Source organism: Candidatus Methylopumilus rimovensis (genome assembly GCF_006364615.1).
In the GTDB taxonomy this organism is placed as follows: Bacteria; Pseudomonadota; Gammaproteobacteria; order Burkholderiales; family Methylophilaceae; genus Methylopumilus; species Methylopumilus rimovensis.
Genome location: NZ_CP040986.1, coordinates 377,453 through 391,885 on the forward strand (window position 1 = coordinate 377,453; position 14,433 = coordinate 391,885).

Below are 14,433 nucleotides of genomic sequence, written 5' to 3' on the forward strand. Positions count from 1 at the left end.
TGAGGGCTCAAAATCTTAAGATATTTTTTTGATAATAGCGCTAGTACTTCTTCCTGGAACAATCGAAACTAACTCTACTTTACCATTCCATTTTTTTAATTCTTGATGTCCTACGACTTGATTCTTTTTATAATCACTGCCCTTGACTAAGACATCAGGTTGAATTTTTTTTATTAAATGCAGTGGCGTTGCCTCGCTAAAAATTACAATACCATCTACAGAAGAAAGTGCCGCTAAAACTCTTGCTCGATCTTGTTGATGTATTACAGGTCTCAATTTGCCCTTAAGTTTCGTTACAGATGAATCGCTATTAAGAGCGAGAATTAAGACATCACCTAATTTTTTTGCTTTTTCAAGGTAAGTCACATGACCAGCGTGAAGAATATCGAAACAACCATTTGTAAATACAATTTTCTTTTTCTCTTTTTTCCAGATGGCTACTTGCTCCATCAGGCTTTCAAGCGAGTGAATTTTTTTCTCTTGATCTGAGTGTTGCGAGCTTATGGTTTTAATTAGGTCTGCAAGTGTAATCGGAATCGTACCTAATTTGCCAATCACTATACCTGCAGCAATATTAGCAATGTTCAGTGAGGTTTCGATAGGCATTTTTGCGATCATACATGCCGCAAGAGTGGCGATAACTGTATCGCCAGCCCCTGAAACATCAAATACTTGTTGTTGATTGACAGCGGGTAGATTCTTAATCGTATTACCTTGTATTAAATCAATGCCATCCTCACCTTTTGTCATTGCTATAAATTGTAAATTGAGAGATTTCTTTAATTTTAAAAGTGGCATTAAAAAATTAGTATTTTTGGTGACATGAATATGGCAAGCTTCAATCGCTTCTTTTTTATTGGGTGTAATAGCCGTTGCATTTTTATATTTTTCATAATGAATACCCTTGGGGTCGACTAGTACAGGTATTTTTTTTGATCGAGCAATTTTGATGACATGCTGACATAAACGTTCACTTAAAACACCTTTTGCATAATCCGAAAGTATCACTATGGCTGGTTTTTTATTAAGAAGTGTTGTAATTTTTTTAATAAGTGCTTTAGAGTCGATAAGATCAGAGGTTGCTTCTTGGTCGATTCTCATCATTTGTTGATGTTCACCAATAATCCGTGTTTTTGTTGTAGTCGGGTTTTTGTCTTTAATGATGCCATCTACACCAATATGATTTTTTTTAAGAATCTCGAGTAATTTTTTTCCGTCTATATCATCACCAATCTGGCCAGCTAGTACCGTTTTAATTCCCAAGAGCGATAAATTTGCAGCAACATTTCCAGATCCCCCAATACGATCAAAAGACTCTTTAAGTCTTACGACGGGAACAGGTGCTTCAGGAGAAATTCTTGATACGTTACCAATTAAATAACGATCTAGCATTAAGTCGCCAATAACTAATGCCCATTTATTGCGAGCATTGAATTTATTTTTGATAATGTCGATATCAGTCATATGTTAGTTATTTTCATCAATAAGTTCGCAAAGCGTATGTCCGATTAGGATGTGCGCCTCTTGAATTCTTGCTGTTTCATTGGAATCTACGACGATACTATGATTTGATATTTTTTTAATAAGACCACCATCACCGCCTGTTAATCCAATGGTAATGGCACCTAATGCGTTTGCTTTTTCTAAACCTTTCACCACATTTTTACTATTACCTGATGTAGAGATACCAATCACCACATCATTTTTTAAGCACAATGCTTCAACTTGTCTTGAAAAAATATGTTCAAAGCCATAATCATTTCCAACTGCTGTGAGAATTGATGTATCTGTAGTTAGTGCAATTGCGGGCAAACCTTTTCTTTCTTTAACAAAGCGACCAACAATTTCAGCTGCAATATGTTGACTATCAGAGGCACTTCCGCCATTGCCAAAAATTAATACTTTACCACCAGCGTGAAGTGTCTTTTTAATAATATCTGCAACTTCATTCACATTATTAATAACTGAGGATAGTTTATGAATCGTATCAAGATGACTTTTAAAGATGGATTCTATTTTTTTAATATTTTCACTCATGCGTATGTATCACTTTTTGTTAAGTAATTCGTTGCGTAATCTTTAACGCCTTCTTCAATCGTTAAGAAGGGTTTTGTATATCCCGCATCTTTTAGTTTCTTAATGTTAGCTTCAGTAAAATATTGATATTTTCCCTTAAGGTCATTTGGCATATCAATATATTTAATTACATCAAAATCGCCCTCTAGACTTTTAACGAGCGACTCAGCTAACGCTTTAAAGCTCGATGCTTTTCCTGTGCCTATATTATAAATACCTGAATGGTCTTTGTGGCTTAAAAAATGTAAGACAGCTGCGGCTGCATCTTTGACATAAACAAAATCTCGTAATTGCATACCATCTTGATAGTCTGGACGATCACTTTTAAAGAGTCTTATTTCGCCTTCTTTTTTAAGTTGGTTAAATGAATGAAATACAACACTTGCCATTCTGTTTTTATGATATTCGTTTGGACCATACACATTAAAGAATTTGAAACCACACCAATGTGGCGGTGTTTTTTCTTTCGCTAGCACTTGTTGAACAACCCATTGGTCAAAAAATTGCTTTGAATAGCCGTAAGCGTTAAGTGGCCTTAGTTTGCTTAGCTCAGATTCTTTATCATCATAACCAAACTCACCTCCACCATAAGTAGCTGCAGAGCTTGCATAAAGAAAAGGAATTTTATGCTCGCTTGCATAGCGCCATAAATTTTGGCTGTAACGAATATTATGATTTAAGAGTTTGTTGAAATCAGTTTCAGTTGTAGCGCTGATTGCGCCCATATGAATAATAGCTTCAATATCTTGTTTTTTTTCAAGCCAAGGAAAAAGATCATCTTTAGCAAGATAATCGATATATGTTCTTTTGCTTAAATTATTCCATTGATCTGGGTGTTGGATGTCATCCACGATGATGATGTCTTTTCGATCAAGGATGGTATTAAGATGCCAAGCAATGACGCTTCCGATCATGCCAGCACCACCAGTCAGTATTATCATAATGGGATGTTATCTTTAAATAATTAAGACTGCTTCTTTTCTACGAGTAGCGCTCTTTTTTTAGTGATCGCTGAATTTTGAGCCTCTTTTTTTGCCGTCCAGCCCTTATCAATCCAGCCTTGTAAATTTTCTAGAATTATACCTTGCATTGCAGTAATCCATTCTGGATCGTCATTGAGGGCTGGAATATAGCTAAAACTTTTGCCACCATGACTTAAGAAAATATGCCTACCTTCAATATTAATTTCTTCTAAAGTCTCTAGACAGTCACTTGAGAATCCAGGACAAATGACATGTACATTTTTTTCTTTCTTTTTGCCCAAATCAGCCATCACTTCAGCGTAATAAGGTTTTAGCCATTCAGCTCTGCCAAACCTCGATTGGAACGAGACCATGTATTCACTTTCTTTTAATTTCAAAGCCTCAGCAAGTAAGCGTGCAGTTTTATAGCATTCGCAATGATAAGGGTCACCTTGCATTAATGATTTTTTTGGTATGCCATGAAAGCTCATAACTAATTTTGATGGCCTTCCATTTCTTTTCCAGAACTGTAAAACAGATGATTTAAGCGCATTAATGTAAAGAGGGTGGTCATGATAATTTCTCACCGTTCTCACTGCAGGAACATTTCTTGTTTTAAGAAGCACGCGCCATAAGGCGTCCATTGCTGATGCGCTTGATGAAGCTGCATATTGAGGATAAAGGGGAAGCAAAAGAATTTTAGTACAATTTTTTTCTTTTAGTTTGAGTACTGCATTTTTCATTGAAGGATTCCCATAAGACATGCCTAATTCCACTTCAACGGGCTGAGAAACTGCTTTTTTAATTTTTGTGCTTAATGCTTTTGTTTGATTTGTAGCATTAACTAAAAGTGGGGAGCCTTTTTTTGTCCAAACTTTCGCATATTTTTTAGCTGAGCTTCCTGGCCTAAAGACCAAGATAATAAAATGAAGTATCCAGCACCAAATAAATCGAGGCACTTCGACAACTCTTCGATCCATAAGAAATTGCTGTAAGTATTTTCTTACGGCATGAGTGCTGAGAGAATCTGGAGTGCCAAGGTTTGCAAGTATGATGCCAATTTTTGGCACATCACCATGTTGATATTGAGGTTCTTTTGTGAAGTAATTCATTTAATGTTGACTCAGTGCGTTAGAAAGAAGTTTTGCTGTGATATCGACAATAGGAATGACTCTTTCGTAAGCCATTCTTGTAGGCCCAATCACACCTAAGGTGCCTACGATTTCACCATCTGTTTCATATGGGGAGGTGATGAGGCTGCATTCATCTAAAGATGAATAGCCTGATTCATTTCCAATAAATATTTGAATGCCTTCGGCAAGTTGACTTTTATCGAGAAGTTTCATGAGAGCTGTTCGCTTTTCAAAGACTTCAAAAATTTTTCTTAAACTTGATATATTTTTCGCGAGTTCTTCAGATTGAATAAGATTATTTTGCCCTGTAATCACAATCGATTCACTTTCAGGTGAAATAACATCATTACCTACTTCAATAGCTGCTGTCATAAGTTTAATCATATCAGCATGCATTTTAGATAACTCTTCCACAAGCGTATCTTTAACTTTTGCAAAAGTATTACCGCTAAAATTATGATTAAAATAATTTGCAGCCTCAATTAAATCATCATGAGTGTAATGCTTTTCAGTCATCACAATTCTGTTTTGAACATTACCGTCATTTGTTACGATAATTACAAGAATTTTTTTCTCAGACAAGCCAATAAATTCTAAGTGTTTGAATGTTGTTTTTTTTGCTTTAGGAATCAGAACTACACCAGCAAAATGTGTCAGTGTCGACAAGATATCTGCAGCATTATTAATAATTTTTTTGTTATCACCAATATTCATTTGATCTTTTAATGAGGTGACCATTTTATCGTCTAAAGGCTTAACGGTCAGAAGAGAGTCCACAAAAAGCCTATAACCTAATTGCGTAGGAATTCTTCCTGCAGAAGTGTGAGGGCTTGTAATAAAACCGAGGTCCTCAAGATCTTTCATAGTATTGCGTATAGAAGCCGGACTTAAATCAAGGCCTGATGATTTAGAAAGGGTTCTAGAAGCTACAGGCTGACCATCATGAATGTGTTGTTCAATGAGGGTTTTTAAAAGAATTTGGGCGCGCTTATCTAGCATCATCAAATAGGGTTATTCATATAAATCGATATGCTTTAAAATACTCCGTAAAGCTTAATTTTCTTGGTTAATAAGCCATTCTAACACGCAAGACTTTTGTAAATGAATGCTTATATACTAAGTTTTTCTATATTAAATTGCTATATATTCTTACGTCTTAAGTATGCTTTAATTCAATTATGGAAAGTCTCTATAAATCAGTCGCAATTATCGGAAAATATGCGAGCGGAAGCGAATCTTCTGACATTGAATCTCAGCTTTTAGAGCTCGCTCAATATTTAACGAGTAAGCATATCAATATCTTCATTGAGGCTAAAACACATCAATCTGGAAAGTTTCAAGCATTTAAATCGATTACATTAGAAGAGATTGGAGCAAAAGCAGATCTCGCGATCGTCGTTGGTGGTGATGGCACTATGCTAGGTGTTGCAAGATCTCTAGTGAATTTTGATATTCCTTTGATAGGGGTGAATCAAGGACGTTTCGGATTTTTAGCAGATTTAAATACAAGCAATATGTTGGAATCAATCGATGAGATATTTCGAGGTTCTTCATATAAAGACAAAAGAATGCTTTTGCAATCTAAAATTTTTAGAGGCACCACATGCATTCATGAGTCATTAGCGCTTAATGACGTGGTTGTCCGAAGCGGTTCCCGTTTGATTGAATTAGAGGTGTCAATTAATGGTAGTTTTGTTCATAAACAAAGATCAGATGGCCTTGTAGTGACTACACCTACAGGGACGACTGCTTATGCTCTTTCCGCAGGCGGACCCATTCTTCATCCTGAATTAGAAGCTATTTCCATTGTGCCGATTAGCCCGCACACATTAAGTAATCGCCCTATCGCTGTAAGCAGTCAAAGCGTTATCGAGATTCATGTGGTGAGTATGGACGAATCTTACTTAAGTATAGACGGACAACTTAAAGTACCTCTTGAGCCTCGTGATCGCGTTGAAATTAAACGCGCAGAAAAAATGATTACGCTTCTTCATCCAAAAGACTATTGTTATTTTGAGATGTTAAGAAAAAAATTAAACTGGGGTTAATAAAGCGCTATGTTACTTAATTTATCTATCCTTGATTTTGTCATTGTTGACAAAATGAGTTTGGATTTTAAATCTGGTTTTTCAGCATTAACAGGTGAGACAGGCGCTGGGAAATCAATTCTCATTGACGCTCTATCCCTAGCTTTAGGCCAGCGTAATGAGGGTGGGGTAGTGAGGCTTCAGCAGGAAAAGGCGGATATCAGCGCTATCTTTGATATTAAAGATAATCAGGAAGTAATCGATTGGCTCAAAGAAAACGAACTTGAATCTGATAGCTATGAACTCATTTTAAGAAGAGTGATTCATGCTGATGGAAAATCAAGAGCTTTTATTAATGGCAAAGTGGCAACACTTCAGCAGTTGAAAGAATTGGGCGAGTCACTCGTTGATATTTATAGTCAAAACTCCCATCATTCACTTTTAAAATTAAGCGCACAAAGACAAATTTTAGATGATTTTGGTGGCCACTCAGACTTAGCCCTCAAAACTTATAATCTACATCAAACATGGCATAAGCTTTACCAACAAAAAATTGAGTACGAAAAAAATGCGCAAATTTATAGCGATGAGCTTGCAGAATTAAGAGATAAATTAAGAGAGTTAAAACAACTTTCATTTACTCTGAGCGACTGGGAAGCCTTGCAACAAGATCACGCCATGCTGTCACATGGTAACGAGCTTATTGAAGATATTAATTTTTGTATTGAAGTTTTAGAAAAAGATGAAACAGCAATTTCAGATAGACTTCATTTGATCCAGCAAAAAATTTCTCACTCGGTAACTATTGATGAGAAATTGAAAGAATCTTCCGAGCTTATTGATTCCATTAATATTCAAACAGAAGAACTTCTTCGCTCTCTTAATCGGTATTTACAAAAAGTTGATTTAGATCCAGAAAGACTAAAAGATATTGAAGCGCGGATTCAAGCGATTCATAACTTTGGCAGAAAGCATCGTATCAAGCCTGAGGAATTTGAATCCACACTCATTTCTTGGCAAGCGCGAATGGATGAGCTTGAGTCTTTCCAATCAGATGAAGGTATCGAAGCTAAAGAAAAATTAGCGCTTCAAGCTTTCAATGAAAGTGCACACTTATTATCTAAAGCTCGAAAAGCTGCTTCAGCGACTTTAAGTCAAAATATCACTCAAGCGATGCAAAAATTATCTTTTAGTCATGGACGCTTTGAAGTGAATCTCACACCTCAAGATCCAACAGCCCATGGTCTAGAGCATATTGAATTTATGGTGGCATCCCACTTAGGCGCTGAACCAAGACCTATTCATAAAGCAGCGTCTGGAGGCGAACTCTCTCGCTTAAGTCTTGCAATTCGTGTGGCATCCATTTCAAAAGCAAATGTGCCTTGTATGATTTTTGATGAAGTTGATGTAGGTATCGGAGGCAGTGTTGCAGAAATTGTAGGTAAGCTTTTAAAAGAATTGGGTAATCATGATAAAAGGCAAGTGTTAGTTATTACTCACTTACCGCAAGTTGCATCATTAGCTATTCATCATTACAAAGTATCCAAAACACAAGAAAACAACCAAACACTCAGCCATATTTATTTAATGGATGACAAGATGCGTGTTGATGAAATTGCACGTATGTTAGGAGGTATATCGATTACCGATACCACAAGAGAGCACGCGAAGGAAATGTTGCAGATTTAAATCTTGTTAGGGCAGGGTGTTTTAGTACATTCAGCATAGATATAAAGTGAATGTTCTTGGATGACAAATCCTTTTTTACTTGCAATGATTTTCTGTCTTTTTTCAATTTCATCATCACAAAATTCTTCTACGTGACCACATTGCATACAGACAATATGATCGTGATGTTGCGAGTCACTTAATTCAAATACAGCCTTATCACTTTCAAAATGATGACGTATTAAAAGACCTGCTTGTTCAAATTGGGTGAGCACACGATAGACTGTTGCTAGACCTACATCTTCACCAGATTTAATTAAGAGTTTATAGACATCTTCGGCTGAGAGATGTTTGGCATCACTATGCTCAAAGAGACTTAAGATTTTAAGTCGGGGAAGCGTTGCCTTAAGCCCTGATTTTTTTAAATCTTTATGATCTTGTGCCATCATGTCACCTTAAAAATTGCTTTACGAAACATTTTGAATGCTGTCTAGCATGTTATATTAATATGCATTATGTTTAAAGTTATAAAAATGCGTATATTTCTTCTTGTTTTAAGCCTTTTAGTCACTGCCTGCTCTTCTTCATTACCCTCTATTAAGCCTTATAAGATGCCAATTCAACAAGGCAATTTAGTCACCTCAAAAATGATGTCCCAATTAAAGCCAGGCATGACAAAAACTCAAGTTCGCTTTGTCATGGGCACACCATTAATTTCTGATAGCTTTCATAAAGATCAATGGGATTATTTTTATCAAATGGAAAATGATGGCGTAATTATTGAAAAAAGAAGAGTTATCTTGATGTTTGAAAAAGACTTGCTTGCTAAAGTAAAAGGTGACGTTATTCCCGCCCCTCAAAATAAGAATGAAGAGCGCCAAGAAATAGCTCCTCAAAAAAATAATGATGCTAATCAGAAACCAATTCAAAAAGAAAAAGGCATGCTTGATCGTTTAAAATTTTGGGAAGACGATGAGGAGAAGCCTGCTCCAAAAATAGTTCCAACTAAAAAAGAAGCGCCTTTAGAAGATAGGAAATCTGTGGCACCAAAGAAACAGATAACTGAGCCAGCGAAAGAATTAGAGCCTGAAATTAAAAAGCCTGTGACCGAAGTGGCTCCAGTTGAAATTAAAAAAGAGCCTGAGGTAGTAAAACCTGAAGCCTCAAAAACTGGTAATTCAAAACCATTGCCAGCTGAAACCGATCCCAATTACTTTGATTTAATGTTAGAAAAAATAGGATTCTAATCGTATGAGCAAAATAAATATTCTTATCGTAGGCGCTTCTGGCCGAATGGGTCAAACGCTCATCCAAGAAATTACTGCCGATAAAGATTTGGCACTTGTGGCGGCCATTGATCATAAATCAAGCGAGAAGTTAGGCTCTGACGCAGGAGAGGCATTGGGTATTTCCACAGGCATTAAGATTGATCATGACATTGCAAAAGTGATTTCATCTGCTGACGTTGTGATTGATTTCACAAGACCTGAAGCAAGTCTCGAATACTTGAAATTATGCGAAGCACATCAAGTGAAGTATGTAATTGGTACGACTGGATTTTCAGATCAAGAGAAGAAAATTATTCTTGATGCTTCAAAAACGATACCGATTGTTTTTGCACCCAATATGAGTGTGGGCGTTAATTTATTAATTTCATTAGTTGAAAAAGCAACGCAATTACTCAAAGATGATTTTGATATTGAAATTATTGAAGCGCATCATCGACATAAAATTGATGCACCTTCAGGCACAGCTTTGAGATTAGGAGAAGCGGTTGCAAAAGCAAGCGGCAGAGACCTTAAAAAGGATGCGCAGTATGAGCGTTATGGCAACACAGGCGAGCGCAAGCAAACTACTATTGGTTTTTCAACGATTCGCGGTGGCGACATTGTAGGTGACCATACGGTTTTGTTCGCAGGTACGGGTGAGCGTATTGAATTAACTCACAAGGCTTCAAGTCGAGCGACCTTTGCTAAAGGGGCGCTCAGAGCTGCAAAGTTTTTGTCTCAACAAAAAACCGGCCTTTTTGACATGCAAAAGGTCTTAGGACTTTCTGATCAATAGTTATTTATCGTGATTTAGTGCGTTGAAATAAGGCGCTAAATCGACTATAATATCTACGATATTTGAGACGGGAGCTGCTAAAAACTTCTCCCGTTTTGTATATCCAGTACCCAAACCCTTGAATTCGCAAATACTGGAGAATCATTTTGTCGCGAAATATGTCGGCAGTGTTAGTGCTTGCAGACGGAACTAAGTTTCGAGGTATTTCAATTGGTGCTCCAGGTTTAACCACAGGTGAAGTTGTTTTTAATACTTCCATGACTGGTTATCAAGAAATTCTGACTGATCCTTCTTATACAAAACAAATTGTCACGCTTACTTATCCTCATATTGGTAATGTAGGTGTTAATCAAGAAGATATTGAATCTGATAAGGTCTATGCGAGTGGCTTAATCATTCGCGATCTTGCCATGATTAATAGCAATTTTAGAAGCGAACAAACATTATCCGAATACTTAAAAGCGAATCACATTGTTGCGATCGCAAATATTGATACAAGAAAACTCACAAGACATTTAAGAGAACATGGCTCACAGGCGGGCTGTATTGTTGCTGAGTCTGATGATGATAAAAAAGCACATCAAGAAGCTAAAAATTTTCCAGGACTTTCCGGAATGGATCTCGCTAAAGTTGTGAGCTCTAAAAAAGCTTATGCGTTCAATCAAGGTGAGTGGTCATTATCTGAAGGTTATAGCAATCACAAAGAGTCGGATTATCATGTAGTTGCATTTGATTACGGTATCAAGAAAAATATTTTAAGAATGTTAGTTTCAAGACGATGTAAGGTGACAGTTGTCCCTGCTGAAACTTCTTATAAAGAAGTGATTCGCTTAAAACCTGATGGTGTATTTTTATCGAATGGACCAGGAGACCCTGAGCCATGCGATTATGCAATTAAAGCTATTAAACAATTGGTTGACGATGGCTATCCTACCTTTGGTATTTGTTTAGGCCACCAACTTTTAGCATTAGCGAGTGGCGCTAAAACATCTAAAATGAAATTTGGACATCATGGGGCAAATCACCCTGTCCAAGATTTAAAAACAAAACGTGTTTTTATTACCAGCCAAAATCATGGCTTCACGGTCGATCAAACTTCACTTCCTAAAAATTTAGCAGCTACCCATCAATCTCTTTTTGATGGCAGCTTACAAGGTATTGAGAGACTTGATCAACCTGCTTTTAGTTTTCAGGGTCATCCTGAAGCAAGTCCTGGCCCGTCTGAAATGAGCTATTTGTTTGATCACTTTATTGATCTTATTGAAAAAAAGAAAATGAGCCATGCCAAAGCGTAAAGATATTAATTCCATACTCATTATTGGTGCAGGCCCTATTGTTATTGGTCAAGCATGTGAGTTTGACTATTCAGGCGCACAAGCCTGTAAAGCGCTTCGTGAAGAAGGCTATCGCGTCATCTTAGTTAATTCGAATCCAGCTACGATCATGACAGATCCTGAAATGGCGGATGCAACTTATATTGAACCAATCAATTGGCAAATCGTTGAAAAAATTATTGCAAAAGAAAAACCAGATGTGCTTCTTCCTACAATGGGGGGGCAAACTGCCCTCAATTGCGCGCTCGATTTAGATAAGTACGGTGTGCTAAAAAAATATAATGTTGAATTAATTGGCGCATCGAAAGAAGCGATTGATAAAGCAGAAGATAGACAAAAATTTAAAGAGGCTATGAATAAGATTGGCCTAGGTTCGGCAAAGTCAGCCATTGCACATAGCCTAGAAGAGGCAATTCAAGTTCAAGCAGGTATTGGTTATCCAGCTATTATTCGCCCATCATTTACCATGGGAGGAAGTGGCGGTGGCATTGCATACAATCGTGAAGAGTTTATAGCGATCTGTGAAAGAGGACTGGAAGCATCCCCCACAAAAGAACTTCTTATTGAAGAGTCTTTGCTCGGATGGAAAGAGTATGAGATGGAAGTGGTGCGTGACTCTCAAGATAATTGCATCATTATTTGTTCGATTGAAAACTTAGATCCAATGGGCGTTCACACGGGCGACTCGATTACTGTTGCTCCTGCGCAAACACTTACCGATAAAGAATATCAAATCATGCGTAATGCATCGATTGCAGTCTTGCGAGAAATTGGCGTGGATACAGGTGGTTCCAATGTGCAATTTGCAATCAATCCAAAAGATGGACGCATGATAGTGATTGAAATGAATCCTCGTGTATCTCGATCATCTGCCCTAGCTTCAAAAGCGACAGGTTTCCCGATTGCAAAAATTGCAGCAAAACTTGCAGTTGGCTTTACATTAGATGAATTAAAAAATGAAATTACAGGTGGCGCAACACCTGCATCTTTTGAGCCAAGTATTGATTACGTAGTTACTAAAGTACCTCGATTTGCGTTTGAAAAATTTCCACAAGCAGATTCAAGACTTACGACTCAGATGAAATCTGTGGGCGAAGTTATGGCCATTGGACGTACCTTCCAAGAATCTTTCCAAAAAGCATTAAGAGGTCTTGAAATTGGTGTGGATGGCTTAGATGAAAAAACAACGGATCAAGATCTCATCATTAAAGAGTTAAGAGAGCCAGGACCTGAGCGTATTTGGTATGTTGGTGATGCATTTAGATTAGGCATGTCGATTGAAGAAGTTTTTGGACACTCCAATATTGATCCATGGTTCTTACATCAAATTAAAAATATTATTGATATCGAAAAAGATTTGATAGGTACCTCACTTAATCATCTATCAAAAGAAGATTTATTTCAGTTAAAGCAAAAAGGGTTTTCTGATAGAAGGCTTGCAACACTTTTAAAAACCAAACAAGAGGATGTTAGAAATTATCGTCATAAGCATGACGTAAGACCAGTATATAAGCGTGTAGATACCTGCGCTGCAGAATTCTCAACGAATACAGCTTATATGTATTCAACATATGAAGAAGAGTGTGAAGCTAATCCAACGCTTAAGAAAAAAATTATTGTATTAGGTGGCGGACCTAATCGTATTGGACAAGGTATTGAATTTGATTACTGTTGTGTGCATGCAGCATTAGCATTGCGTGAGGATGGATTCGAAACCATCATGGTGAATTGTAATCCTGAAACTGTATCCACTGATTACGACACCTCAGACCGACTTTATTTTGAGCCCGTGACACTTGAAGATGTATTAGAAATTGTCGCTATTGAAAAACCATTTGGCGTCATTGTGCAATACGGCGGACAAACCCCATTAAAATTAGCTAAAGATTTAGAAAAAGCAGGCGTACCGATTATTGGCACCTCACCTGATGCCATTGATATGGCAGAAGATCGTGAGCGCTTCCAAAAAATGTTAAATTCTATTGGCCTTAAGCAGCCGCCTAATCGCACAGCGAGAACTCCTGAAGATGCGATTCGTTTAGCTGAAGAAATTGGCTACCCACTTGTGGTAAGACCGAGTTATGTTCTTGGTGGTCGTGCGATGGAAATTGTACATGAGCAAGCACAACTTGAACGTTACATGCGTGAAGCTGTAAAAGTCTCTCATGAATCTCCTGTGCTTCTTGATCGATTTTTAAATGATGCACTTGAGGTGGATGTCGATGCATTATCAGATGGTACAGATGTCATTATTGGCGGCATTATGGAGCACATCGAACAGGCGGGTGTTCACTCAGGTGACTCTGCGTGCTCACTCCCTCCTTATAGCTTGTCTAAAAAAACTCAAGATGAATTAAGAAAACAAACTATTGAGATGGCGAAGGCGCTTAACGTTGTAGGCTTGATGAATGTGCAGTTTGCGATTCAAGGTGATGTAATTTATGTTCTAGAAGTTAATCCTAGAGCATCTCGTACCGTTCCTTTTGTATCTAAAGCATGTGGGTTGCAGTTAGCTAAAATTGCAGCACGCAATATGGTCGGTATAACTCTTAAGTCACAAAAAGTGACGAAAGAAATTGTGCCTAAATTTTTCTCTGTCAAAGAGGCTGTGTTCCCATTTATTAAATTCCCTGGTGTCGATACAATTTTAGGGCCTGAAATGAAATCAACAGGTGAAGTTATGGGCCTAGGTAAAACATTTGCGGAAGCGTTTATTAAATCTCAACTTGGCTCCTCTACAAAATTACCTAAAGATGGAAAGGCGTTTATCAGTGTGCGCCGTGAAGACCATCACAAGGTTGTTGAGATTGCAAAATCATTAGATAAATTAGGTTTTCAGATTGTGGCAACTAAGGGCACTGCAAAAGCTTTGATGGATGCAGGACTTCATGTTGAGTCAGTCAATAAAGTAGCAGAGGGAAGACCTCATATTGTTGATATGATTAAAAATAATGAGATTTCTTTTATCGTCAATGTCACAGAAGATAAACGTGCTATTGCAGATTCGTATGAAATTCGAAGATACGCGTTACAAAATAAAGTGACTTATTACACAACTATTGCAGGCGCCAAAGCGGCATGCATTGGGATGAATTTCGTCGAAGAGATTACTGTCACCTCTATCCAAAGCTTGCATAAAGAACTTACTTAAAATACACTCAATTTTTAT

At 37.3% G+C, this 14,433-nt stretch carries 12 protein-coding genes; 6 read left to right on the plus strand and 6 right to left on the minus strand.

Annotated features, from left to right (window positions below):
- Positions 1 to 15: 15 nt before the first annotated feature.
- From rfaE2 to hrcA, 5 genes are read right to left on the minus strand one after another with little or no spacing between them, the layout of a single operon-like run.
- Entirely contained in the window at positions 16 to 1,464 is a 1,449-nt protein-coding gene (gene rfaE2 / locus FIT61_RS02005; RefSeq protein WP_139882908.1) for a D-glycero-beta-D-manno-heptose 1-phosphate adenylyltransferase, read from the minus strand.
- A gap of 3 nt (positions 1,465 to 1,467) precedes the next feature.
- Positions 1,468 to 2,037 carry a D-sedoheptulose 7-phosphate isomerase gene (locus tag FIT61_RS02010; protein ID WP_139882910.1) on the minus strand — a complete coding sequence of 190 codons (570 nt, stop codon included), beginning with the start codon at positions 2,035 to 2,037 and terminating at the stop codon, positions 1,468 to 1,470.
- Positions 2,034 to 3,017 (minus strand): ADP-glyceromanno-heptose 6-epimerase, encoded by a 984-nt coding sequence (gene rfaD, locus FIT61_RS02015; RefSeq protein WP_139882912.1) that lies wholly within the window; start codon positions 3,015 to 3,017, stop codon positions 2,034 to 2,036. Before rfaD ends, FIT61_RS02010 begins: the two co-directional genes overlap by 4 nt.
- A 23-nt stretch (positions 3,018 to 3,040) precedes the next feature.
- Entirely contained in the window at positions 3,041 to 4,150 is a 1,110-nt protein-coding gene (gene hemH, locus FIT61_RS02020) for a ferrochelatase (protein WP_139882914.1), read from the minus strand.
- Positions 4,151 to 5,170, minus strand: coding sequence for a heat-inducible transcriptional repressor HrcA (gene hrcA, locus FIT61_RS02025; RefSeq protein WP_420886430.1), 1,020 nt, complete (start codon positions 5,168 to 5,170; stop codon positions 4,151 to 4,153).
- A 179-nt stretch (positions 5,171 to 5,349) separates the two neighbouring features.
- On the opposite strand from hrcA, the gene FIT61_RS02030 reads away from it, so the two are divergent.
- Together FIT61_RS02030 and recN are read left to right on the plus strand one after the other, a co-directional pair.
- Positions 5,350 to 6,219, plus strand: a complete 870-nt coding sequence (locus FIT61_RS02030; protein ID WP_139882916.1) for an NAD(+) kinase — start codon at positions 5,350 to 5,352, stop codon at positions 6,217 to 6,219.
- A 9-nt stretch (positions 6,220 to 6,228) separates the two neighbouring features.
- Complete coding sequence (recN, locus tag FIT61_RS02035; protein WP_139873186.1) at positions 6,229 to 7,887, plus strand: DNA repair protein RecN; 1,659 nt, start codon at positions 6,229 to 6,231, stop codon at positions 7,885 to 7,887.
- On the opposite strand, the gene fur is transcribed toward recN, so the two are convergent.
- The gene (fur, locus tag FIT61_RS02040) at positions 7,884 to 8,315 is read right to left on the minus strand and encodes a ferric iron uptake transcriptional regulator (RefSeq protein ID WP_139873187.1); all 432 of its coding nucleotides are present in this window, start codon (positions 8,313 to 8,315) and stop codon (positions 7,884 to 7,886) included. The genes recN and fur overlap by 4 nt on opposite strands.
- Positions 8,316 to 8,399: 84 nt before the next feature.
- Here fur and FIT61_RS02045 point away from each other — a divergent pair, with 84 nt between their 5' ends.
- The 4 genes from FIT61_RS02045 (at position 8,400) to carB (ending at position 14,415) form a co-directional block, all read left to right on the plus strand.
- Positions 8,400 to 9,113: an outer membrane protein assembly factor BamE gene (locus FIT61_RS02045; protein ID WP_187351819.1), complete on the plus strand. Its 714-nt coding sequence runs from the start codon at positions 8,400 to 8,402 to the stop codon at positions 9,111 to 9,113.
- 4 nt (positions 9,114 to 9,117) lie between these two features.
- Positions 9,118 to 9,930, plus strand: coding sequence for a 4-hydroxy-tetrahydrodipicolinate reductase (gene dapB, locus FIT61_RS02050; protein ID WP_139882918.1), 813 nt, complete (start codon positions 9,118 to 9,120; stop codon positions 9,928 to 9,930).
- 146 nt (positions 9,931 to 10,076) lie between these two features.
- Positions 10,077 to 11,225, plus strand: a complete 1,149-nt coding sequence (carA, locus tag FIT61_RS02055) for a glutamine-hydrolyzing carbamoyl-phosphate synthase small subunit (RefSeq protein WP_139882920.1) — start codon at positions 10,077 to 10,079, stop codon at positions 11,223 to 11,225.
- Positions 11,212 to 14,415, plus strand: a complete 3,204-nt coding sequence (carB, locus tag FIT61_RS02060; protein ID WP_139882922.1) for a carbamoyl-phosphate synthase large subunit — start codon at positions 11,212 to 11,214, stop codon at positions 14,413 to 14,415. Before carA ends, carB begins: the two co-directional genes overlap by 14 nt.
- Positions 14,416 to 14,433 lie beyond the last annotated feature (18 nt).

Coding starts and splice junctions, on each gene's coding strand:
- hemH (WP_139882914.1), bottom strand. CDS start 4,150: ATGAATTACTTCACAAAAGAACCTCAATATCAACATGGTGATGTGCCA.
- FIT61_RS02010 (WP_139882910.1), bottom strand. CDS start 2,037: ATGAGTGAAAATATTAAAAAAATAGAATCCATCTTTAAAAGTCATCTT.
- dapB (WP_139882918.1), top strand. CDS start 9,118: ATGAGCAAAATAAATATTCTTATCGTAGGCGCTTCTGGCCGAATGGGT.
- carB (WP_139882922.1), top strand. CDS start 11,212: ATGCCAAAGCGTAAAGATATTAATTCCATACTCATTATTGGTGCAGGC.
- rfaE2 (WP_139882908.1), bottom strand. CDS start 1,464: ATGACTGATATCGACATTATCAAAAATAAATTCAATGCTCGCAATAAA.
- hrcA (WP_420886430.1), bottom strand. CDS start 5,170: ATGCTAGATAAGCGCGCCCAAATTCTTTTAAAAACCCTCATTGAACAA.
- FIT61_RS02030 (WP_139882916.1), top strand. CDS start 5,350: ATGGAAAGTCTCTATAAATCAGTCGCAATTATCGGAAAATATGCGAGC.
- rfaD (WP_139882912.1), bottom strand. CDS start 3,017: ATGATAATACTGACTGGTGGTGCTGGCATGATCGGAAGCGTCATTGCT.
- FIT61_RS02045 (WP_187351819.1), top strand. CDS start 8,400: ATGCGTATATTTCTTCTTGTTTTAAGCCTTTTAGTCACTGCCTGCTCT.
- recN (WP_139873186.1), top strand. CDS start 6,229: ATGTTACTTAATTTATCTATCCTTGATTTTGTCATTGTTGACAAAATG.
- fur (WP_139873187.1), bottom strand. CDS start 8,315: ATGATGGCACAAGATCATAAAGATTTAAAAAAATCAGGGCTTAAGGCA.